Consider the following 21,597-nt stretch of genomic DNA (forward strand, 5'->3'; position numbering starts at 1 on the left):
AAGGTAAGTAACACTCAGGCGAGGTCGCACGCGAATCATCAACGAAGTTTCCCCGCCTTGGGCCGGCCGGCAGCCGGTACCCGAGCCCCTCTACGAGGTCCCCTATGAAGATTGCTGCGGCCGCCGCACCATCCGATTTCAACCTCCAGCCGGACCCAAGGATCCTCCCCATGCTTGGGGAAATCAACTTGGCCCAATGGAAGTGCCTCGCCGAGCTCATCGACAACTCGGTGGATGGCTTTCTCTCTGTTCTCCGTGCAGGGGGACAGCTCGCGGCGCCGGAAATCCACATTCAAGTACCAATGAGCGGTAACCCAAACGCGATGGTGTCCGTAATCGACAATGGGCCTGGAATGTCGGCCGAGGTGCTCGAACGGGCGGTGAGCGCCGGCTGGTCGGGGAACGACCCCATCAGCGCACTCGGACTCTTCGGGATGGGCTTCAACATCGCCACTGCTCGTCTGGGGACCGTGACCACCGTCTGGACGACGCGGGCGGGCGATAAGGAATGGATTGGGCTCAAGATTGACTTCGACGCACTGCGCGCGCAGCGGCAGTTCAAGACGCCGCGACTCACCGACGTCAAGCACGACGAGGGCCAGCATGGGACGAAGGTAATCATCGAGAAGCTCAAACCGGAGCAGCGGGACTGGTTCGCGCGCGCGGCAAACCGGACCAAGACGCAGGATCAGCTCGGCCGCGTGTACGCCGCGATGTTGCGGCCCGGCGGCGTTCCGCTTAGCTTCAAGCTCACGTTCTGCGGCAAAAGCGTCGAAGGGCGGCGCCACTGCGTGTGGAGCGGCCCAGGCGGCGCCACTCGAACGGTGACCACAGCGCGTCACGGAGTGGTCGACGCCTTTCAGTCCGTCGACCGCCAGCTTCCACCGCGTCCGTTCTGCATGTCCTGCTGGCAGTGGATTGGGACAGGAGAAGACGCCTGCCCCTCGTGCGGGAAGTCCGACGATGTCATCCAGCGCCAGCGCTCCATACGTGGATGGTTGGGCATCCAGCGATATCTGAGCGAGACGGACTACGGCATCGACTTCCTCCGGCACGGACGAAAGATCGAAACCGCTAACAAGGAACTCTTCATGTGGGGCGACGGCGAGGCGCCCGAGCCCGAGTACCCGATCGACGACCCCCGCAACCGTGGCCGCATCGTCGGTGAGATTCACCTCGACCACTGTCGGGTGAGCTACACGAAGGATCGCTTCGAGAGGACGGATCCGGCGTGGGAGGACATGGTGCGCCTCGTGCGCGGAGAAGGTCCCTTGCGCCCGGACAAGGCCTCCGATCTCGGCTATCTTCCGAACGAAACTCCGCTCTTCAAGCTCTTCCAGGTGTTTCGACGTTCGACCCCCAAACCGAAGAACGCGGGCGCATGGGCCCGGCTGCTCGTCGTTCCGAACAATGAGTTGGCCGAGGAAATGGCCAAGAAATTCCATGCGGGGACGGCAGAGTACCAGACCGACGACAAGTGGTTCCAATTGGTCGAAGAGGAAGACCGAAAGCTCCTTCTCGGCGGCTCTTCGGGGAGCCCTCCAGGTACGCCGCCGCCGACGCCCGGTGCGGACGACGTCCTGCCTGGCTTCGGTGGCGACGGAAACAGCGGGCCTGCGAACGCGGTGCCCGCTCCACCGGCCCCGCCCTCCCCACCCGCGCAGGCGACCCCCATTCCATCGCTCAGCCGACAATACGTGAGCCACCTGACCGAGCTGAAGTGGACGCTGAAGGCATTCCAGGTGGCCGAGGAGCATCCCCTCGTAGAGGGGAGCCTACCCTGGCGCCTCCGCGCGACGCCGCACAGCGCCCACGAATTCTACGTGAACGTCGGCCACCCCATCTTCGCCTCAGCAACTATGACGCCGCTCGACGGCCTCCTGGCGGAGCTCGCGTGGACCGCGATGGATTTCATGCGTAGTCGCCAGGAAATCCTTACATTCGGCGCCATCCTCGCGGACCTCCGCGCCCGCTACGCCAGTGGTTACGCGCTCGACCCCGCCACGCTGTCCAACGAGGCGCGCCAGTCCCTCGCGGACATCGCCTCGGCGGTCGGGCGAAACATCGAACCGAGCGACGCGCCAACGCTCTTCAAGAGTCTGCCGCTCGACGATCAGAAGCAGATTTTCCAAAAGATGGCCGCACGCGGCGCAGCCAACCCGCAGAGCATCGTGTCCACGGGCAGATTCTTGGAATACGCGCCCCCCACGGTCGTTGCGGGCTTCTATCGCGACCATCCCGAGCTATTCCTCGACGGTCGATGCTGGGAGGAGCCCTACAGCGAACTCAACTACGAAGTGCCCGAGGCGACGGAGACTGCCCGTGCTCGCGTCTTCCGTCATTTCGAGGCACTCCTGTCGGACGCAGTCTGGCTTGCGGACCAGGACCCCGCCGACCTCGGTGGCGTTAGTCGCGCAAAGCTGCTCCGGGCCCTCTACGCGCTGGAGCTCCTCTCGCCGGTCGACGGAACGGAGGCGAGCTGATGCGGGCAGCGCGACCATTTCTTGACGAGCGCAGGTTACTTCGCGGCCCGTGGCAGGCTTTCGAGCGAGACGTGGCCCGGCTCCTGGTCGCAAACGGCTTCGAGGACGTACGCCTCGTCGCCGGGTCCGGTGACAGGGGGGCCGATGTCATCGGAGTGAAGGCGGGCGCCGTCTGGGTGTTCCAGTGCAAGCACACCACGACGGGTCCAGCGCCGCGCTCGGCGGTCGAAGAAGTCGTCGCGGCAGGACAGTTCTACAAGGCCGACAGGCTAGTAATCGCGCTGTCCCGGCCCGCGGGTGATGCAATCCTGGAGGACCAGCGCAAGTACGCTCGCCTTGGACTGAAGGTTGAGATCGCTGCTCCTCGCCATCTCATCGGGATGGCGAATCAGTCGCCGCTCTATCCTCCAAGTCGCCGGAACCTCCGCGACTACCAGGAGGATGCCTCGCAGCGGTTTCGGCAAGCGCTGCTCGACACGGGGCGCGGACAGATCGTCCTTGCAACGGGCCTCGGAAAGACAGTGGTCATGGCCGACACGGTCGCCGACTTGCTCAGCGATGGTCTCGTCAAGGAAGGGCGCGTCCTGGTCTTGGGGCACACCCGCGCCCTCGTGGACCAACTTCAGCGGGCCTTCTGGCACCAACTCCCCAACTGGGTTCACACCCATCGGTTGACGGACGGCGAGTTTCCATCCTACTGGGACGGCATCACCTTCGCCACGGTACAGAGCGTGATGAGCCAAATCGACCGACTCCCCGAGTTCGGGCTCGTGCTTGTGGACGAGGCGCACCATCTCGGCGCGGAGACGTTCCGAGAGACAATCGCGGAGCTGAAGGCGCCAATGCTTGCCGGAGTGACGGCCACGCCGTGGCGTGGCGATGGGTTCGACCTCGATAGCATCTTGGGCCCACCGCTCGTGAAGCTGGGGATCGCCGAGGCGCTAAGCCACGGCTTCCTCTCCGAGGTCGACTACCGGCTCATGGCCGACAACCTGGATTGGAAGACGGTGCAGACACTATCCAGGAACCGGTACTCACTGACCGAGCTCAATCGGAAGCTCATCCTTCCGACGCGAGATGAGGAAGCGGCGCGAATCATCCGATCCACGTTCTTCGAGGAACGGCGACGCTCCGGCATCGTGTTTAGCCCGACCATCCTGCACGCGAACGCCTTCGCCGGGATTCTTCGTCACTGTGGCTTCCGAGCGGAGGCGATCTCCTCGGAGCTCGACGCGCGCGAGCGTGACGCGCTCCTCTCGCGATTCAAGGCGGGCCAACTGGATTTCGTGACCACCGTTGACATGTTCAACGAGGGCGTCGACGTACCCGATGTGGACACCCTCGTGTTCATGCGAGTGACGCACAGCCGGCGCATCTTCGTCCAGCAACTCGGTCGAGGGCTCCGGCTCAGCCCCAACAAGGACAAGGTCCTGGTCTTGGACTTCGTTACCGACTTGCGCCGAGTAGCCGAGGTCATGGACCTCGACCGGGCTGCACGCGGCAACGACGTTGAACGGCTCGGAATGGGTCCGCGCCTCATCCAGTTCCGCGACGTCTCGGCGGGCAGCTTCATGCGCGAGTGGATGCTTGACCAGGCGTCTCTCTTCCTCAGAGAAGAGAGCGCCGCCCTAGAGCTCCCCGAACTCGACTTCCCGATGCCGCATCCGCACGGGGGCGTGCAGTGAGTGTCCCAGAGGCGATTCGCGAAGAGGTGACGAAGCGCCTGTGGGCGCACGCCGACGAGATTGGCTTCCTGACGCTCTCACCCACGAGCAAGTCACGCCACTATGACAACTGGACGGGAGATCCGAGCGTAGGGGGCGTCCTGACCCGCTTCCTCGACCCGGGGCAAGTCAGGCTCTACATCAAGGACGCAGTGATGAAGCGGTACGCCCGGGCGCGCCGCGAGGATCCCCGGATGGCGTTGTCCCCCTTGGGCATCCCACTCAACTTCCAGGTCCTCCGCACGTACATCAAGCCGCATGGCCTGCTGCTGGCAGACGGAAAAGTCGTCTGCTGGGGAAGGGCAAACAGTTGGAAGCTGGTTCTACTAGCAGTTCACGAAAGGGCGTTCGAGGGTCGCGGCGCGGTGGCGTACGGGGCCGTCCTCACCCAGGCCGCCGGGCACTTCTCGGACAAAGAGGACCGCGCCGTGGTCGAAGACGCCGCGACCAAGTTGGGCATCCAGCAGCTTCGGTGGGTGCTGACCTAAGGGACTGCTCACAATTTACTTAGCCCTGAGAGGCGTTCCCACCCCGGAAAATCGGCCTCCGGGCACAGAAATCGGCCAAGTAATTTATGAGCGTGACCTAACTTTCTGGAGGCCAAGTTGGATTCGCTCACGCCCGCGCAGCGCAGCGAACGAATGAGGCGTGTGCGAAGCAAGCACAGCCGCCCCGAAATAGCCGTCCGGAGGATGGCCTACGCCTTGGGTCACCGGTTCCGGCTTCACGTCTCGGGGGTCTTTGGTCACCCGGATCTGGTATTCAGTGGGAAGCGAAAGGTGGTCTTCGTCCACGGCTGCTTCTGGCACCGCCACAGGGGATGCTCTCGCACCCGAACGCCGAAGAGCCGAGTGGCGTTTTGGGAGGCGAAGTTCGAGGCGAACGTGGCAAGAGACCGCGACGTGCGCCGACGGTTGCGCAGGGAGGGGTGGGACGTGTTGGTGGTGTGGGAGTGCGAAACCGAGAAGCCGGAGCGACTGCGGCGCACGCTGGGCGCTTTTTTAGGAGAGAAGCGGTGAATTCAGTCGAATTGTTCGCGGGCGCCGGCGGACTCGCCTTGGGTGTGGCGCGAGCCGGTTTTACCCACAAGGCGGTCGTTGAGATCGACCGGCGCGCTTGCGACACCATCCGCGAGAACATTCGTCGTCAGGTCGCGTACGTGAAGGACTGGCCGCTCTTCGAGGCGGACATCCGGCAGTTCAACTATGCCGAGGTGAAGGGGGACGTCGATCTCCTGTCCGCCGGTGTACCCTGCCAGCCGTTCTCGTTCGGAGGTTCTCATCGCGGTCATTTCGACGAGCGAAACCTGTTCCCGGAGACTGCGGAGGCCATCGCCCGCCTCCGGCCTAAAGCGGTGCTCATCGAGAACGTCAAGGGACTCCTGCGCTCCACGTTCAGGCCCTACTTTGAGTACGTGCTCGCAATGCTCACCCTGCCGGAGGTTCGGCGTGGCGAGGACGAGCCCTGGACGGAGCACTTCGAGCGGCTCCAGCGCGATAGGGGCCGCAGCGACGTCGGAACCCGCTACGTGGTTCATTACCATCAAGTGAACGCCGCCGACTTTGGCATCCCGCAGTGGCGCGATCGGGTCATCATCGTGGCGTTCCGCGCGGACCTTGGCGTGAACTGGTCCCCTCCTCCGGCCACCCATAGCCTCGACGCGCTGCTCTGGTCACAGTGGTGGACTAAGGAATACTGGGACCGACATGGGCTTCCGCAGCGCGTTCGTCCGGGGGCGATGTCGCTGCGGTACCAGCAGGCGTTCACGCGGTTAAAGTCCTGCGCGAGCCTTGCGACCCGGCTCACCCCCTGGGCCACCGTCCGCGACGCACTCCACGGTCTTCCTAAACTGCGCCAGGGGCAGACCTCTGCCGACGTGGAAAACCACTTCCTCAACCCTGGCGCCCGCGCGTACGAGCGGCACGTAGGAAGTTCGCCGGACGAACCGGCGAAGACGCTCAAGGCAGGGAGCCACGGTGTCCCGGGGGGGGAAAACACCTTGGCACTTGGCGGCGGACGGGTGCGGTACTTCTCGGTGCGAGAGTGCGCGAGGCTGCAGACCTTCCCCGACAACTACGTCTTCCCGGGCGCGTGGACGCGTGCGATGCGTCAGCTCGGGAATGCCGTTCCAGTGGCTCTGGCCGAGACCTTTGCCCTCCGAATCGCCGAGTCCCTCCGTGAGGCCCAGTCACCCGGGAGCGCCGCGAAGGCCCCCACGCACGGCCATGGCGCTCGAGTCCCAGACTGTCAAGCTGTCGAAGGATGAAGGTTGACGCGCCGTGGGCGCTCGGTTCGACTACCGATGCAAGTGAGGGTTGATGCCGGGCAAATACTGTCGTACGGCGCAGGTGGGGGTCACGGCCTCAAACGAGTGTCCGACCTGTGGCTCCCTCAAAGCGGCCCAGCGACTCTAAACCGCCTCGACGAATCCCCTAGACCTCGGAACGGTTGTTCCAATGAAGGGGGTGGTGGTGATGGGGCAACAGCCATTCAGGCTGACGCCCGAGCAGATGGAGGAGCGGCGACTGTTCGCCGCTTCACGGCTGAAATCGGGTTGGCGCCCAGTAGACGTAGCGGACGAGTGTGGCGTCACCCGAGGAGCCGTGTCGCAGTGGTGCAAAGCCCTCGCACAAGGCGGCGTCAGGAAGCTGCGGCACAAGCCGCATCAGAGACGTCCCTCCCGGCTGAGCCCCTCGCAGTGGAAGCAAGTGGCCCGAGTCCTCAAGGCCGGCGCCGTCAGGGCCGGCTTTCCCACGGAGCGGTGGACCCTTCCACGCATCGCACGTCTCATCGAGCAACGCTGGGGCGTGCGGTACCACCCACGCTCCTTGTCGAGGCCACTGCATCGGCTCGGGTTCTCCGCGCACCGCCCTCGTTCTCAGGCCCGCGAGCGGAATGATGCGCTCATCGAAGCGTGGATAAGAAGAGACTGGCCTCGAATAGAAAGGGGGTTCGAAGAAGCGGGAGGACAATTGCCTTCTTGGATGAGACGGGTCACACGTTTCGGGCCCGCCTGGGCACCACCTGGGCGCCGGTGGGACAAGTCCGAGTCCTCAAGCGTCTGAGCAGGCGCTGAGAGGTATCCAGCGTCGTGCTGCTGACGGCCCCGTGGGGGCGTGAACGCCCAAGGTGTTCGCTCGCCACTTCGTCGGCGCTGTCCACGACAAGGAAGTCTGAGCCTCACCCGCTTCGGTGGACGGGTTGACTACGCTGCCTGCTTTCGCACCTCAGCCGTTCGCTCGTATCCCACAGGGCTGACGTAGCCAAGTGAGGAGTGACGGCGCTTCCGATTGTAGAACACCTCAATGTAATCGAACATCACCCGTCGAGCCTCTTCGCGCGTCTGGAAGCTGCGCGTGTGGACAATCTCCATCTTCAAGCTGCTGAAGAAGCTCTCGACGACGGCGTTGTCCCAGCAATTGCCCTTGCGGCTCATCGAGCAGGTGACGCCGTGCGCTGCCAGCCTCTCCCGATAGTCCTCGCTGGCGTATTGGCAGCCCCTGTCGGAGTGATGAATCGAAGGCGCTCCGCGCCCGGCGAGCGCCATGTTGAGGGCACCCAGCACGAGGTGTCGGTCGATTCGCCCGCCCATGCTCCAGCCCACGACACGCCGGCTGAAGAGGTCGAGCACGACAGCCAGGTAGAGCCAGCCCTCCGCCGTCCAGATGTAGGTGATGTCGCTCACCCAGGTGCGATTGGGGCCGCGGGGAAGGAAGTCCCGAGCCGCCACGTTGGGGGGCAATCGGATGGGCGTGGCCGCTGTCGGTGGTCCGCACGAAGGGGCGCCTTCGGCGGGCCGCCAGGCCCTCTTGCCGCCTGAGACTCGACAGTGGCGAGGCCATCCGGGACGCGGCCATCGCGGGCCTGGGCATCGCGTATCTGCCCGGCTTTCTCGTCGATGAAGACCTCGCGCGTGGGAGGCTCCGGGCCCTGCTGCCTTCCTGCGAGCAGGAGAAGGTCCCCATCCTGGCCATCTACCCGAGCAAACGGTACCTGCCGGCCAAGGTGCGGCGCTTCATCGACCTCATGGTCGAACAATGGCGCGCGACGTTGCGTTGAGGCCCCACCCCAACCAACAGGTGAAGCGGGGCGTGGACTTCCGCCCCGCGCCACCGTGACGACTAACCCCGGTGCTTCGCGATGATGGCCTTCGCCGCCTCGGGCTGGCGCTGGCACTCCAGCAGGGCGCTGAGAATCAGCGGCGCGACGATGGTGGCATCCGACTCGATGACGAACATCGGCGTCGTCTCGGTCAGCTTGTCCCAGGTGATCTTCTCGTTCGGCGTGGCGCCGGAGTACGAGCCGTAGGAGGTCGTCGAGTCGCTGATCTGGCAGAAGTAGGCCCACGGCTTCACGGGCTTCTGCAGGTCGTACTTGATGGAGGGCACCACGCAGATGGGGAAGTCACCGGCGATGCCGCCGCCAATCTGGAAGAAGCCCACGCCGCTGCCCGCGGAGAGCTCCTCGTAGCGGTCGTAGAAGTCGGCCATGTACTCGATGCCCGACTTGACGATGCTCGCGTTGCACTCGCCCGCCTTCACGTAGGACGCGAAGATGTTGCCGAACGTCGAGTCCTCGTACCCGGGGACGACGATGGGGAGCTTGCGGCGCGCGGCCTCCAGCAACCAGCAGGCCTCCGGGTCGCCCTCGAAATCGGCGGGGTCGAGCGCCAGGATGCACTCGTAGAAGTACTCGTGCCAGAAGCGGCGCTCACCCTTCTCCGTCGCGTTCTTCCACATCGGGACGATGATCTTCTCGACGGCGCGGAACGCCTCGTCCTCGGGGATGCTGGTGTCCGTCACCCGGCGCATCCGCTGCTCGAGAATCTTCGTGTCGTCCTGCTTGCTGAAGTAGCGGTACTCCGGAAAGTCCTTGTACGCCGCGTGGGCGACGAGCCGGAACAGCGACTCCTCCAGGTTGGCGCCCGTCACGGACAGGCCGTGAATCAGCCCCGCCCGAATCGCGGGCGCCAGGGTGATGCCGAGCTGCGCTGACGACATCGCGCCCGCGACGCTCCAGAACATCCGGCCGCCGCCCGAAACATGCTCCCAGTAGGACAGGAGCGAGTCGCGCGTCGCGCGGGCGTTGAAGTTCTTGTAGTTCGCGAGAACGAACTCGAGGACAGGCAGGGAGGAAGCAGACATGTGGGCCTCTAGCGACAACGTGGTCGAAGCTCAGGAGGCACCGGTCGAGCAGCACCACCCGAGGACACCCTACGGTCGCGACGAATCGTCGTGCCGCCATCGGAGCGTCAAGTGGCTGGGGGGCTAGCTAGCACACTCCGGTACCGGCAGCCATGGCCTTCCGGGCCCCCGCCCCCACCCGTCAGATGCGCTCCACCACCCGCAGGGCAAAGCGGACGAATTGCGCATCGAGCGGTTCGTTGAGCATGAGGCGTTGCCAGACAAGCCCCGACAGGACGTTGACCACGAGCTCGCGGTCGGAGGGGCGCCGGTCCTCAAGGCAGGCCCTGAGTTCGTCGCCCCGTGGACGGACGAGCTGAGCGACGAGCCGCCGGTGGAGGTCCTCGTCGAACTGCGCCTCGGCCATCAACGCCCGCAGCACGGGGGCCGCCTCGGAAGCCCCTCGGCAAAATTCCACCAGGGTCGAGGACAGCGAAGGCTTGCGCCGACTCAGCCGGGGAGCCTGCTGGACCCATTCCGAGAACGCATCCAGCACCAGCGCCCCCTTGCCCGGCCACCAACGGTACAGGGTCTGCTTCCCCGCCCCCGCGCGCTTCGCGACGTCGGCCGTGGTGACCGCGGCGTAGCCCTTCTCCAGGACAAGCTCTTGGGCCGCCGTGAGAATGGCGCGGCGAACTTTCTCATCCCGCGGCCGCCCGACACGCATGCGGCCTACTTACGAGACAGCGCGTCTCGAAACAACGGCATTTCGAGACTTCGGGTTCCGAAAGTGCGAAAGGAGCTGCGCACCCGCGTAACCCATGCGCGTTGACGGGGTTGACAGCCCTGTGTACCACTGCCCGGAATCATGGCAGATCATTCAGGTAAGCCGCGCCATCAGGGTCATGAGGCGCGGAACGAAGCGGGCGAGCGCTCTGGCAGCAAGTACCCCGAGGTACCGACCGGAGACACGCGCTTCACCCCGCCGGCGCCCGCGGCGCCGACCGAGGCGGAATCACTCGAGGGCTGGGGTTTCGAGGACACGCGCTTCGTGGTGAAGCCCGACGGCAGCACGGTGCTGACGGGCACCCGCTACAACATCAGCAACGTCGCGCTGCCCGACCTGATGCCTTGGTTCGCCGGCAAGCTGGCCTCGCCGCTCGGCTACGACAACCGCAACGAGCCACACTACCCGCCAGAGATTCCCGCCGCCCGCAAGAACGACAAGCTCCTCGCGGCGCTGCGCGAGTTCCTCGCCGAAGACCAGCTCACCGACGACCCGAAGCAGCGCCTGCGCCGGGGCCACGGCCACACCGGTGGGGAAATCTGGGCCATCCGCTACCGCAAGGTGGACCGCGTCCCCGACCTCGTCGTCTTCCCGCGCAGCCACGATGAGGTGGTGCGGCTGGTGGAGGTCGCCACGAAGCACGGCGCCTGCATCATCCCCTTCGGCGGCGGCACCAACGTCACCGAGGCCCTGCGCATCCCGCTGTCGGAGGAGCGGCTGGTCATCGCCGTCGACATGCGGCAGATGAACCGCATCCTGTGGATTGACACCGTCAACCGCATGGCTTGCATTGAAGCGGGCGCCACCGGCCGCCACTTGATGAGTGAGCTGGCGAAGTATGGCTTCACCATGGGCCACGAGCCCGACAGCCTGGAGTTCTCGACGCTCGGCGGGTGGATTGCCACCAACGCCAGCGGCATGAAGAAGAACCGCTACGGCAACATCGAGGACCTGGTCCTCGACATGCAGGTCATCACGCCGCAGGGCATCGTCGAGCGCCCGCAGCAGGCGCCCCGTGAGAGCGTGGGCGTCAACCCGCGCCAGTACATGTTCGGCAGCGAGGGCAACTTCGGCATCATCACCACGGCGGTGGTGAAGCTCTTCCCGCTGCCCGAGGTCCAGCGCTACGGCTCGGTCATCTTCCCCGACCTGAAGACGGGCCTGTCCTTCCTCTACGCGCTGCAGAAGTCGGGCGCGGTGCCCGCCAGCGTCCGGGTGATGGACAACACCCAGTTCCACTTCGGTCAGGCGCTCAAGCCCGCCAAGCACGGGCTGGCCGCGAAGCTGAAGAGCGAAATCGAGAAGGCCGTGGTGACGAAGCTCAAGGGCTTCGACCCCTACAAGCTCGCGGTCGCCACCATCGTCTTCGAGGGCTCGAAGGAGGAAGTCGAGTTCCAGGAGAAGACGCTGTACCGCATCGCCGGGGAGCACGGCGGCATGAAGGGCGGCGGCGCCAACGGTGAGCGCGGCTACCAGCTCACCTTCGGCATCGCGTACATCCGCGACCTCACCTTCGAGCACTGGGCCATCGCCGAGAGCTTCGAGACGAGCGTGCCGTGGAGCCGCGCCATGGACCTCTACGAGCGCGTGCAGCGCCGCGTGGAGAAGGAACACGCCGCCATGGGCCTGCCGGGCAAGGTGTTCTTCACCGGCCGCCTCACCCAGGTCTACCAGACGGGTGTCGTCATCTATTTCTACCTGGGCTTCTACGCGAAGGGCGTGGCCGACCCGGTGGCCGCCTACGCGGCGCTCGAGCACGCGGCGCGGGAAGAGATTCTCGCGGCGGGCGGCTCGCTCTCCCACCACCACGGCATTGGCAAGATTCGCCGCGGATTCCTGTCCGACGTGTACTCGGAAGGCGCGCTGGAGCTGAACCGCAAGGTGAAGGCCGCCATCGACCCCGACAACCTCTTCGCCGCGTCGAACAGCGGCGTCAATGGTCCCGTGGCGCTCACCCGGGATGAGGAGGCGCACTGATGCTTCGCCATGTGCTTCTGACCGGTGTGACTGGCTTCGTTGGCAAGGTGGTGCTGGAGCACCTGCTCTCGCAGGGCGTCGAGCACGTCACCGTGTTGGTGCGTGAGTCGAAGGACCGGCAGGGCCGCGTGCAGTCGGCCGCCGAGCGCTTCGCCAAGGTCGCGCAAGCCCCGTGCTTCTCGCGGCTGCCGTCCGACTGGACGGAGCGCATCACGGTGATGAGCTGTGATTTGGAGCAGCCCGGGTGCGGCCTGTCGCCCAGCGACGCGGATTCGGTGCGCCACCACGTCACGCACGTCGTCCACTGCGCGGCCAGCGTGGAGTTCGACCTGCCGCTGGCGAAGGCGACCTCCGCCAACATCCGGAGCGCGCTCTCCGTGCTGGAGCTGGCGCGCACGTGCTCGAAGCTGGTGGGCATGGTCGACGTGTCCACGGCCTACGTCACCGTGTGGCGTCCCGGCCCCATTGAAGAGCGGCTGGCGCACCTGCCCAAGCCCGCCGCGGAGCTCTACGAGGCGTTCCAGGTGGCGGAGGGCGACGGCCAGGAGTGGATGACGCTCACCGGCCACCCCAACACGTACACGCTCACCAAGAGCGTCGCCGAGCACCTCATCTCCGAGCGCCGCGGCGAAGTGCCCGTCGTCATCGTGCGGCCCAGCATCGTGTCGGCCGCGCACCGCACGCCCTTCCCGGCATGGCTGGACAGCCCGGCCGCGCTCGCGGGCTGCCTGCTGTACAGCGGCCTGGGTGTTGTGCGCGCCTTCAACGCCGACCCGTCGGTGCGGCTGGACGTGGTGCCGGTGGACGTGGTGGCCAGCGAGGTCGTGCGCTCGGTGTTCGGCCCCATGCCGAAGGTGGGCCAGCCCGTTCCCATCGTCCACGCGACCATGGGTATCCAGCGCGCGCTGCGCATCGACATGGCCGCGGCGTCGACCATCGAGTGGTTCAAGCACCGCCCTGGCGTCGTCAAGTCGCCCGACATGTTCGTCGGCCGGAAGGACCACGGCTTCGACGATGTCGACCTGGTGCGCCGCAAGCTGCCCGTGCAGTTGCAGAAGGCGACGCTCGCGTTCTTCGGCCAGAAGAAGGCGCACCGCCGCCTCACGCGCGCCGACGAGAAGGTGCAGTACCTCAACGCGGGCTTCTCGTACTTCACGCACCACACCTTCGACTTCGTGCGCGCCACGCCGCTCGAGGTGCCCGGCTTCGAGCCGCGCGAGTACGTGCGCGTGGTCAATGAAGGCATGTACCGCCACCTGCTCTCGCGCGACGAGACGCAGGTCTCGTTCGCGGGGCCGAAGCACGACGACGCCCGGGGCGACGAGGCGTGGATCATGGAGCGACAGACGAGCAACGCCACGCTCAAGGTGTTCGGCTACGCGCTGCGCAAGACGTTCCGCCACTGCATGAGCGACGTGACGTTCGACCGGCCGTCGTTCGAGCGCGCCATGGCCCAGGTGCCTCCGGGCACGCTGGTGGTGCTGGCCCCCACGCACCGCAGCTACTTCGACTTCCTGCTGACCAGCTACCTGTGCTTCCAGCACCCGGAGCTGGGCATCTCCATGCCGCACATCGCCGCCGCGGAGGAGTTCGGCCGCATTCCGGTGGTGGGGTCGATTCTCAAGGAGTCCCAGGCCTTCTTCATCAAGCGCGGCGTGGGCAAGGAGGTGCCGGAGCTCGGCGACGAGCTGCGGCGGCTCACCGAGAAGAACGCCTCGCTGATGTTCTTCATCGAGGGACAGCGCAGCCGCGCCCGGCTGATGCTGCCCCCCAAGCGCGGGCTGCTGCGCGCGCTGCAGAACACGGGACGTCAGTTCGTCGTGCTCCCCGTCGCCATCTCGTACGACCGGCTGCCCGAGGAGTCCTCGCTCGCGAAGGAGCTGTCCGGCGCGCCGCGTCCCAAGATGACGCTCACCGGCGTGTTGTCCTGGCTCTCCAAGCTGACGCGGGGCCAGGTGCAGCTCGGCCGCGTGCACATGGCGTGTGGCGCGCCCCAGCACCTCGACGCGAACACCGACGTGCGCGCCCTCAGCCACACGGTCATGGCCGAGCTTCAGCGCCACACCAGCGTGAGCAGCTTCCACCTGCGCGCGTTCCTCTCCGAGCACGCGATTCCCGGCGTCGACGAGACGTGGCTGCGCGAGGCCATCGAGCGCCGGGGAGGCCGGGTGCTGGCCAGCGACCTGCCGGTGCCGTCCCCGCTGCCCGCCCCGCTGGCGCACTCGCTGCAGAACCAATGGCAGCACTGGTTCGCGGGTGACGTCCTGGCGCGCCAGCCGGGCAACCCCGCGCTGGAGGACCACCTGTCGCGCTACCGCTGGTGCACCACCCCGCTCGCCGAGCTGAGCGACGCGCGCGTCGACGCGGTGGTGAAGGCCCTCTTCGAGTCCGTCGTTCGCGACTACCAGGAGGCCACCAAGGTGCGCGCGCCCAGCGAGCTGAAGGACGTGGCCGTGACGCACCGTCCGCACCTGGACGGCGTGCTGCAGGCCCTGGTCTCTCGCGACATCGTGAAGCTCGCGGACAATGGCCTCGAATGGGGCCCGAACGCGGCGCAACTGGCGCAGTTCCATGAGGCATGCGCCTGGCGCGGAGTCGAATCATGAAGACGCTCGTGACGGGGGCCAGCGGGTTCCTCGGCCGCAACCTCCTCGATGTCCTGGGCGACGACGCGGTGGCGCTGGTGCGCTCTCCGCTGGCATCGAAGCACGCCCAGGTGATGGGCTCACCGCTCGACCCCGACGCGTGGATTTCCCAAGCGCAAGGCGTGAAGGTGCTGGTTCACGCGGCGGGCATGGTCCACCACAGCCGGCGGCACGCCGACGAGATGGTGCGCTTCAACATCGACAGCTCGCTGGCCATGGTGCGCGCGGCGAAGGCGCTCGACGCGCGGCTGGTGCTGGTGTCGACGTCCGGCACCGTGGGCTGCTTTCCGTACGCCACCATCGAAGCCGACGAGCACTCGCGCTACGCCGAGCCGCTGGTGGGCCGCTGGCCGTACTACCTGTCCAAGATTCGCGCCGAGGAGCAGTCCCGGAAGCTGGCGAAGCAGTTGGGCGTGTCCATGACGGTCGTGCGGCCTCCCGTGCTGCTGGGCCCCGGCGACACCCTGGGGCGGTCCACGACCAACGTGGCGCGCGTGCTCAACGGGCGGCTGCCCTTCATCCCCGCCGGGGGCATCGCCTTCACGGACGTGCGTGACGTGGCCCAGGCGCTCGCGCGGCTGTCGCAGAAGGAGACCTGGCGCGACACGTACCACCTGCCGGGCACCACCCTGCCGCTGCGCACCTTCTTCGAGCGCGTGGGCGAAGTGGCCGGCATCAAGGTGGACCGGCCCGACGTGCCCACGTTCGTCGTCAGCGGGCTCGCCAGGCTGGGCTCGCGCGTCCCCGTCAAGCAACTGCCCGACCCCGTCGTGCTCGAGATGTCGACGTGCCACTGGGGCTTCAAGTCCCTGTGGAGCCACGACGAGCTCGGCTACGCGCCGCGCAGCCACCGGCAGACGCTGAGCGACACGGTGGCGTGGCTGCGGGAGTCCGCGCTCCGCAACTGACGCGCCGCCCCGTGCCCCCGCCGGGGGGACGGCGTGGCATGGTGTCGCGCGGCAGAATGCCGCACCTGGAAGGGACGCGAGTTCTGGCAAGAGGGCAGCACCATGCCCCAGAACTCCGTCCCCTCCCCGCTCTCCCGCGCGGCCTGCGCGCTCCTGCTGGCCTCGCTCTCCCTGGGCGTCCTGAACGCGTGCGGCGACAGCGGCCCGGCCGACTCGCCCTCGCTGTCCGCCGAGGAGCGCCAGCAGTTGGAACAGCGGATTGCCGACCTGGAGGCGGACGTCGCCCAGCTCCAGGCCCAGGTGGCCCAGCAGCAGCAGGACCAGGGCCGCACGGCCCAGGAGAACGCGGCGCTCACCGCGCAGGTCGACACGCTGCGGACGCAACTCGCCGAGGCCCGTGAGCTGTTGGACTCGCAGGACTGGGACGGCGTCCTGGTGCGGCTCGACGAGGCCCGGGGCGAAGTAGAGCGACTCAAGGCGCTGCTCCTGGCCACGGAGGGCCGTCTGTCGCTCGTGGCGGCGCTCACGTTTGGCGACGCGCCCTTCGCATTGGACCAGCCCTTCACGACGGCCCGCGGCGACACCGTCCAGTTCAGCGAGCTGCGCTACTGGCTCACCAACGTGAAGCTGCGCAAGCAGGACGGGACGACGGTGGCGCTCGCCAACAGCTACCACCTGATGGACGTGCTGAAGGAGCAGGCGGTGGAGGGCACCGCGTCCCCCACCGTCCTTCCCGCTCGCCGGCGCGAACAGGTCGACGTGACGGCCGTGCCCGCGGGGACGTACACGGGCATCGAGTTCAGCGTCGGCGTGGACCCGGCCTACAACGACGACATGAGCCGGCAGTCCGGGGAGCTGCACGTCCTGACGAACATGGCGTCCATCAGTTGGATGTGGTTCACCAGCTACATCTTCACCAAGACGAAGGGCCAGTACGTCACGACGGACGGCGGCACCGCGCCCTTCGCGTGGGAGACGGGGACCAACGCGGACTACCGCACGGTGAGCCAGACGTTCGCGGCGCCCGTCACCGTGAACGCGCAGAAGCAGCTCACGGTTCGCCTGCGCGCGGACGTGGCGACCCTGTTCTCCACGCTCAGCCCCCGCGTGACGCCCACCATCAATGCGAGCGACGCGACGTCTCGGAGCACGCTGGCCAATGCCTTCCAGGCCATGTTCTCGCTGGGGGCGGTGGAGAACCCGGACCGATGAGGCGCGGGGCGGGCAGCCTCTGCCTGGGGCTGCTGTGGATGGCTTGCGGTGGGACGCCGGGAGGCACGCACCCCAACGCTCCGGAAGAGGCGGCGCCGCGCGTGTTGCCCGTGGGGTTCTCCTTCCTGCCAGCACCGGAGGACAACCCACTCACGCCCGAGGGCGTCGCCCTGGGGCGCTGGCTGTTCCACTCGCCGCGCCTGTCCGGCAACGGGCAGGTGTCCTGCGCGACATGCCACGACCAGGCCCATGCCTTCTCCGTCCCCGAGGCCCTCACCACGCGAGGTGTCTCGGGACGGCCGCTGGCACGGCACGCCCCCACCCTCATCAACCTCGCCTGGGCGGAGGGCCTCTTCTGGGATGGCGGCGCTCGGAATCTGGAGTCGCTGTCGCTCGCCCCCCTCACCCATCCGGATGAAATGGGACAGAGCGACCTGGCGGGGATGATGGAAGCGCTGGCCCAGGACGCCTCCGTGGCCCGCCAGTTCGAAGCCGCCTTCGGCGACGGGCCCCCCACGCTGGGACACCTGCTCCGCGCCCTGGCCCAGTACCAACGCACCCTGGTGTCCGCGCGCTCGCGCTACGACGCGTGGCGACGGGGCGAAACGGGAGCGCTGCTGACGGCACAGGAGCGTCAGGGTCTGGACCTCGTGCGCACGCGCTGCGCGCCCTGTCATGACGGAGAGCTCTTCACGGACAACGCCTTCCACAACAACGGACTGGACGCGCACTTCGGCGAGGGCGAGGACGAATCCCGAGGCCGAGGGCGCGTGACGCTGCGGGAGGAAGATGCGGGCCGCTACAAGACGCCCACCTTGCGCAACGTCGCGGTGAGCGCGCCGTACATGCATGACGGGCGCTTCGCGACGCTGGAGGACACCCTGCGGCATTACCGGCAGGGCGTGGTGCCCTCGCCGACGCTGGACACCGCGCTGCTCCGGGACGGCGAGGCCCCAGGCATTCCCCTGAACGACGCGGAGGTGAGCGCGGTGCTCGCGTTCCTCCACACGCTGACGGACGCGTCATTCCTCTCGGAGGTGTCACTCGGGCCGCCCTCAATCACCGAGGACGCCACGCGCGCCGTGGACTAACCTGGGCCTTTACCAGCCCACCCACGGATTCGCTCGGACATGAAGCCCACGCCCGGAGACATCTTTGCCGTCCATCACCCTCGGCTCGACGCCTACACCGCGGTCCAGGTGACGGGACTGAACGTCAGTGGGAAGAGAGAAAGCGCCTCCGTGCTGGCCCTGGATTGGGTGGGCCCCGCGCTCCCCGATGCCGCGGAGGTGGCGGCCATGAAGCCCGCCCACTTCAACTTCTACTTCTGGAAGGACCACCGCATCCACGTCTGGACGTCCGCGGAGGTACCGCGCGGCTACATCCATGTCGGCCACCGGGAGCCGCTCGTCGTCGAAGAGGTCAACAGCTACGCCAACTGGCCCTCCGGCGGCGCGGTCTACAGCCAGCGCCGCTGGGAAGCCCGCCCCAAGGCGGAGCGGGACCTCTTCAAGCAACTGCAGGCCGAGCCGGACAAGAGCGTGTTGTTCAAGATCGGCGACAGGGAGGTGAACCGCTCGACGCAGCGGCTCGACACCGACCGGCTCGCCGCCGTGCCCGACCTGTCGGTGTTCGAGCAGCTCCCCCTCCTGACGACCGTCAACGCGGACGCGCCCATCCCCGGCCTCTTCGACTTCATCCGCGGCCGCCCCTTCGTCGATGAATCGTCGGTGACGAACCATGGCGAGCGCGTCGTCGACCTGCGCGGCGCCCAGTTGACCCGGCTCGTGCTCGACGCGACAGGGCTCCAAGAGCTCCACTTGAATGACGGCTTGGATTTCCTGTCCCTGGTCGGGCAGGTCAGCCCGGAGCTGAAGATTCACGGGGAAGCCGATGGGCACTGGCTGACCTTGAGCACCAGCACCTCGGCGGCCTCCTGCTCCGGGCTGGACGCGCTCGACAGCCTGTACGTGACCTCCGCACGCGACGTGGATGCCGCGAGCATCGTGCAGCGATTCCCCCACCTGACCGAGCTCCGCCTCTGGGGCGCCCCAGGCTCCCTCAGGAACGCCGCTGCGCTGGCGGCGCTCTCCGGCCTGAAGATGCTGACACTGAAGGACATGTTCGGCATGTCGCCCGACGACTTCCCCGGCGCGGAGCACTTCCCGAAGCTGGGCAAGCTCTGGCTGACGAGCATCCCGGCCGAGGTCGCCGCGAAGGTGAAGAAGGACTACAAGGCCGCGACGCGCGACGGGTTGGACCTGTCCGTGACGCAGCCACGCAAGGCGGAGTGGCTGGCGGAGAACCTGGACAATCCCTTCCGCACCTGGGACGGCGCCGAGAACATCACCTCGGCCCAGGCCAAGAAGGCCGCCGCGCTGTACCGACAGGCGCGGTCCGCCTCGCTCAAAGCCGCCTCCGAAGAAGCCGGCGCCGCGCTCGTGGCGGCCCTCACCCCCGTCGTCACCGCCTACGCCGAGGGCTTCAACACGCTGGACAAGCGCCGTGCGTTCATCTTCACGGAGGAGCGGGAGCACATCTACGTCGCGCTGGTGGGCATCTTCGACGCAGTGGAAGAGAAGCTCCGCGCCACCGAGGGGGCTCCCGCGCCCTCCCTGGACCGAGAGGCGCTGGTCACCGTGTTCGATTCGATTCGGGACTTCTAGCTCCCGGCCCCACCGAACCGCGCGTCGAGCTTCGTGAGCTGGCTCGTGAAGCCCTCCTGCTGCATCTTCGAGAACTCCTCGCTGTGCATCGCGTCCAGCGTGACCACCATGCGGACGCGGTCGCCGCTCGGGAGGAAGTCCACGGCGATGTCGCTCTCGTAGGTCGCCACGCCGGGAAGGAAGTCGATGACGTTCCTGAGGACGAGCCGTGAGTGCGGCGCCACCTCGGTGAAGCGGGATTGGGTCGCGTGGGAGGTCGGCTGGCCCATCTGCTTCATCGCGGCGATCATCTCCGGCGAATCAGCGACCATGTCGTAACGAAGGGCGCCGCCGACACGGGCATCCAGCTCCTGAACATCGGCGCGGAAACCCTGCGGCCCCCACCACGACTCGAAGCCCTCCTTCGTGGTCCAGAGCGCCCAGAGGTCCTGGATGCTCGCACGGTAGCTGCGCTCGATGACGACCTTCGCCTTGTCATTGCTCATTTTCGCTGGCTCCTGGCTTCGCGTTGGCGAGTCTGTTGCTGCTTCTTCTCCAGGGCGGCCCCGAAACGGTCGAGCCGCGCCTCCCACAATTCCCGGTAGCCGGTGAGCCACCCGTCGAGCTCCCGGAACGGCTCCGGCCTCAAGGCATAGAGACGGCGCTGCCCCTCCGGCCGCATCGAGACGAAGCCCGACTCCGAGAGGATGCGCAGATGCCGCGAGACACCGGACTGGTGGACTCCGGCCTTCTCGACGACGTCGCCGACCTGCTGCTCGCCATGCCGTAGGGCCTCCACGATGCGACGGCGCGTTGGGTCGGCGAGCACTTGGAAGACGTCAAGTTGCATGAGCATGTATATACGCACCCATGCATATATCCGTCAAGACCGAGCCCGGCGGGCTTGCTTGCCCTCCAGGGGTCGGCGCAGGTCAGGGCTGGCCGATGCTCAGTCGGCGAGCACGGGCGGACGGGTCTCGGTCAGCTCAGGCGCGGGCTTGCCACCCGACATGGCGAGCAGCCCCTTGAAGCACCGGAGGGCCAGAAGCCAGTTCTTCGGCGACTGCATGTCGAGCCCGCCGAGGAGCTGCTTGAGCATGCTCAAGGTGTCGAAGTAGACGCGCTCGCAGACGAGCGTCTCTCGCTCGTCGAAGATGAAGTACGCCGACATGCGCACCCGGAACCGGCTGCCCGTCGGAGGAATGGGCCCCAGCGGGCCCGTGTGGGTCCCCATCAACCAGAACTCGACGATGACGGCGTCGTCGCTATGCCGGAACGAGATGATTTCGTGGTGCTGGTCCGGAAACGCGACGCGCGTCTCCCGGTAGTAGTCGCGGACCGCGCGGTCACCGTCATGCACCACCATGGTGGGGACCAGCTCGTAATGCGGATGGGGGAAGGTCGACAGGACGTCGTCCCAGTTCTGCCTCACCTCATCGCGGAAGTGGTCCAACACCAGCTTCTGACGCGCCTTGCGTCGGGCCTCTGTCGTCACGCATGCCTCCGCCGCAGCCACCTGCAGTGGAGGCCGACTCAATTCCACGGCGCAGACATCGTCAAGGACAAGCGGGAAAACCAGATAACCGGCCCGCATGCGAGGCATTCACGAACCGCTGTCCGTCAATGACCTCGAAGGTCATTGAAACAGCCTCGCGTCTTCGTGTCTGAGATAGGCCCACCCTCACCGCTCAGGACGCGCTCCCATTGAGATTCATCGTCCCCACCGCCCTCGTCCTCGTCGGGGTCATCCACCTCTTGCCGCTCACCGGCGTCCTGGGGCGTGGCCACCTCGAGTCGCTCTATGGAACGGACATCTCCGACCCCAACCTGCTTCTCCTGATGCGGCACCGGGCCGTCCTGTTCGGACTGCTGGGTGCGTTCCTCGTCTGCGCCGCGTTCACCCCCACGCTCCACACGGCAGCGCTCATCCTGGCGTCAGGGTCCGTGGTGTCGTTCCTGGGGCTTGCCCAGTCCCTGGGGGCCCACACGCCCCAGGTGCGCCGGGTGGCGACAGTGGACCTGGTCGCGCTCGCGCTCCTCGTGGCCGCGGCCGTGGCGCACATGTGGGCACGCCGAAGCCACTGACGTCCGCG

Annotated in this window: 19 protein-coding genes and 1 pseudogene; 14 read left to right on the forward strand and 6 right to left on the reverse strand. The window is 66.9% G+C overall.

All coding sequences use genetic code 11. The annotated features are described in order from the left end of the window. The first annotated feature begins 104 nt into the window (after nt 1-104). From A176_RS25555 to A176_RS38285, 6 genes are all read left to right on the forward strand, one after another. Nucleotides 105-2,483 carry an ATP-binding protein gene (locus tag A176_RS25555; RefSeq protein ID WP_049872387.1) on the forward strand — a complete coding sequence of 793 codons (2,379 nt, stop codon included), beginning with the start codon at nt 105-107 and terminating at the stop codon, nt 2,481-2,483. Then, the gene (locus A176_RS25560) at nt 2,483-4,168 is read left to right on the forward strand and encodes a DEAD/DEAH box helicase family protein (RefSeq protein ID WP_002639226.1); all 1,686 of its coding nucleotides are present in this window, start codon (nt 2,483-2,485) and stop codon (nt 4,166-4,168) included. The genes A176_RS25555 and A176_RS25560 overlap by 1 nt, the downstream gene beginning before the upstream one ends. Then, on the forward strand, nt 4,165-4,695 hold the full coding sequence (locus A176_RS25565; protein WP_002639227.1) for a hypothetical protein: 531 nt from the start codon (nt 4,165-4,167) through the stop codon (nt 4,693-4,695). The genes A176_RS25560 and A176_RS25565 overlap by 4 nt, the downstream gene beginning before the upstream one ends. A 117-nt stretch (nt 4,696-4,812) precedes the next feature. Continuing rightward, nucleotides 4,813-5,226: a very short patch repair endonuclease gene (locus A176_RS40810; RefSeq protein WP_044889431.1), complete on the forward strand. Its 414-nt coding sequence runs from the start codon at nt 4,813-4,815 to the stop codon at nt 5,224-5,226. Next, nucleotides 5,223-6,473: a DNA cytosine methyltransferase gene (locus A176_RS25575; RefSeq protein ID WP_002639229.1), complete on the forward strand. Its 1,251-nt coding sequence runs from the start codon at nt 5,223-5,225 to the stop codon at nt 6,471-6,473. The genes A176_RS40810 and A176_RS25575 overlap by 4 nt, the downstream gene beginning before the upstream one ends. A 244-nt stretch (nt 6,474-6,717) precedes the next feature. Further along, entirely contained in the window at nt 6,718-7,272 is a 555-nt protein-coding gene (locus A176_RS38285) for a winged helix-turn-helix domain-containing protein (protein WP_226994421.1), read from the forward strand. 140 nt (nt 7,273-7,412) lie between these two features. On the opposite strand, the pseudogene A176_RS25580 reads toward A176_RS38285, so the two are convergent. Beyond that, nucleotides 7,413-8,019 (reverse strand): annotated as a pseudogene (locus A176_RS25580) (IS3 family transposase); the annotation flags it as partial. Between A176_RS25580 and A176_RS38290 the strand changes: the two are divergent. After that, entirely contained in the window at nt 7,973-8,266 is a 294-nt protein-coding gene (locus A176_RS38290; protein ID WP_002639231.1) for a LysR substrate-binding domain-containing protein, read from the forward strand. The pseudogene A176_RS25580 and the gene A176_RS38290 overlap by 47 nt on opposite strands. A 62-nt stretch (nt 8,267-8,328) precedes the next feature. Here the strand turns inward: A176_RS38290 and A176_RS25590 are convergent, their stop codons facing one another. Together A176_RS25590 and A176_RS25595 are read right to left on the reverse strand one after the other, a co-directional pair. Next, nucleotides 8,329-9,351 (reverse strand): deoxyhypusine synthase family protein, encoded by a 1,023-nt coding sequence (locus A176_RS25590; protein WP_002639232.1) that lies wholly within the window; start codon nt 9,349-9,351, stop codon nt 8,329-8,331. 181 nt (nt 9,352-9,532) lie between these two features. Then, nucleotides 9,533-10,057 carry a TetR/AcrR family transcriptional regulator gene (locus tag A176_RS25595; protein WP_002639233.1) on the reverse strand — a complete coding sequence of 175 codons (525 nt, stop codon included), beginning with the start codon at nt 10,055-10,057 and terminating at the stop codon, nt 9,533-9,535. Nucleotides 10,058-10,198: 141 nt separating this feature from the next. Between A176_RS25595 and A176_RS25600 the strand changes: the two genes are divergently transcribed. The 6 genes from A176_RS25600 to A176_RS25625 all read left to right on the forward strand — a co-directional run bounded on the left by A176_RS25600 (nt 10,199) and on the right by A176_RS25625 (nt 19,525). Beyond that, nucleotides 10,199-12,094 carry an FAD-binding oxidoreductase gene (locus A176_RS25600; protein WP_002639234.1) on the forward strand — a complete coding sequence of 632 codons (1,896 nt, stop codon included), beginning with the start codon at nt 10,199-10,201 and terminating at the stop codon, nt 12,092-12,094. Continuing rightward, a complete protein-coding gene (locus tag A176_RS25605; protein WP_002639235.1) occupies nt 12,094-14,700 on the forward strand; it encodes an SDR family oxidoreductase in 2,607 nt (868 codons plus the stop codon). The genes A176_RS25600 and A176_RS25605 overlap by 1 nt, the downstream gene beginning before the upstream one ends. Further along, complete coding sequence (locus A176_RS25610; protein ID WP_002639236.1) at nt 14,697-15,647, forward strand: NAD-dependent epimerase/dehydratase family protein; 951 nt, start codon at nt 14,697-14,699, stop codon at nt 15,645-15,647. The genes A176_RS25605 and A176_RS25610 overlap by 4 nt, the downstream gene beginning before the upstream one ends. Nucleotides 15,648-15,749: 102 nt before the next feature. After that, nucleotides 15,750-16,859 carry an MbnP family protein gene (locus tag A176_RS25615; RefSeq protein WP_002639237.1) on the forward strand — a complete coding sequence of 370 codons (1,110 nt, stop codon included), beginning with the start codon at nt 15,750-15,752 and terminating at the stop codon, nt 16,857-16,859. Next, the gene (locus A176_RS25620) at nt 16,856-17,950 is read left to right on the forward strand and encodes a cytochrome-c peroxidase (protein ID WP_002639238.1); all 1,095 of its coding nucleotides are present in this window, start codon (nt 16,856-16,858) and stop codon (nt 17,948-17,950) included. The genes A176_RS25615 and A176_RS25620 overlap by 4 nt, the downstream gene beginning before the upstream one ends. 39 nt (nt 17,951-17,989) lie before the next feature. Continuing rightward, nucleotides 17,990-19,525: a hypothetical protein gene (locus A176_RS25625; protein WP_002639239.1), complete on the forward strand. Its 1,536-nt coding sequence runs from the start codon at nt 17,990-17,992 to the stop codon at nt 19,523-19,525. On the opposite strand, the gene A176_RS25630 is transcribed toward A176_RS25625, so the two are convergent. The 3 genes from A176_RS25630 to A176_RS25640 all read right to left on the reverse strand — a co-directional run bounded on the left by A176_RS25630 (nt 19,522) and on the right by A176_RS25640 (nt 20,999). Next, a complete protein-coding gene (locus tag A176_RS25630) occupies nt 19,522-20,010 on the reverse strand; it encodes an SRPBCC family protein (protein ID WP_002639240.1) in 489 nt (162 codons plus the stop codon). The genes A176_RS25625 and A176_RS25630 overlap by 4 nt on opposite strands. Further along, entirely contained in the window at nt 20,007-20,360 is a 354-nt protein-coding gene (locus tag A176_RS25635) for an ArsR/SmtB family transcription factor (RefSeq protein WP_002639241.1), read from the reverse strand. The genes A176_RS25630 and A176_RS25635 overlap by 4 nt, the downstream gene beginning before the upstream one ends. 93 nt (nt 20,361-20,453) lie before the next feature. Continuing rightward, the gene (locus tag A176_RS25640) at nt 20,454-20,999 is read right to left on the reverse strand and encodes an ester cyclase (RefSeq protein WP_002639242.1); all 546 of its coding nucleotides are present in this window, start codon (nt 20,997-20,999) and stop codon (nt 20,454-20,456) included. A gap of 209 nt (nt 21,000-21,208) precedes the next feature. On the opposite strand from A176_RS25640, the gene A176_RS25645 reads away from it, so the two are divergent. Continuing rightward, nucleotides 21,209-21,589 (forward strand): hypothetical protein, encoded by a 381-nt coding sequence (locus tag A176_RS25645; RefSeq protein ID WP_002639243.1) that lies wholly within the window; start codon nt 21,209-21,211, stop codon nt 21,587-21,589. The last annotated feature ends 8 nt before the right edge of the window (nt 21,590-21,597 follow it).

The organism is Myxococcus hansupus (genome assembly GCF_000280925.3).
Classification (GTDB): Bacteria; Myxococcota; Myxococcia; order Myxococcales; family Myxococcaceae; genus Myxococcus; species Myxococcus hansupus.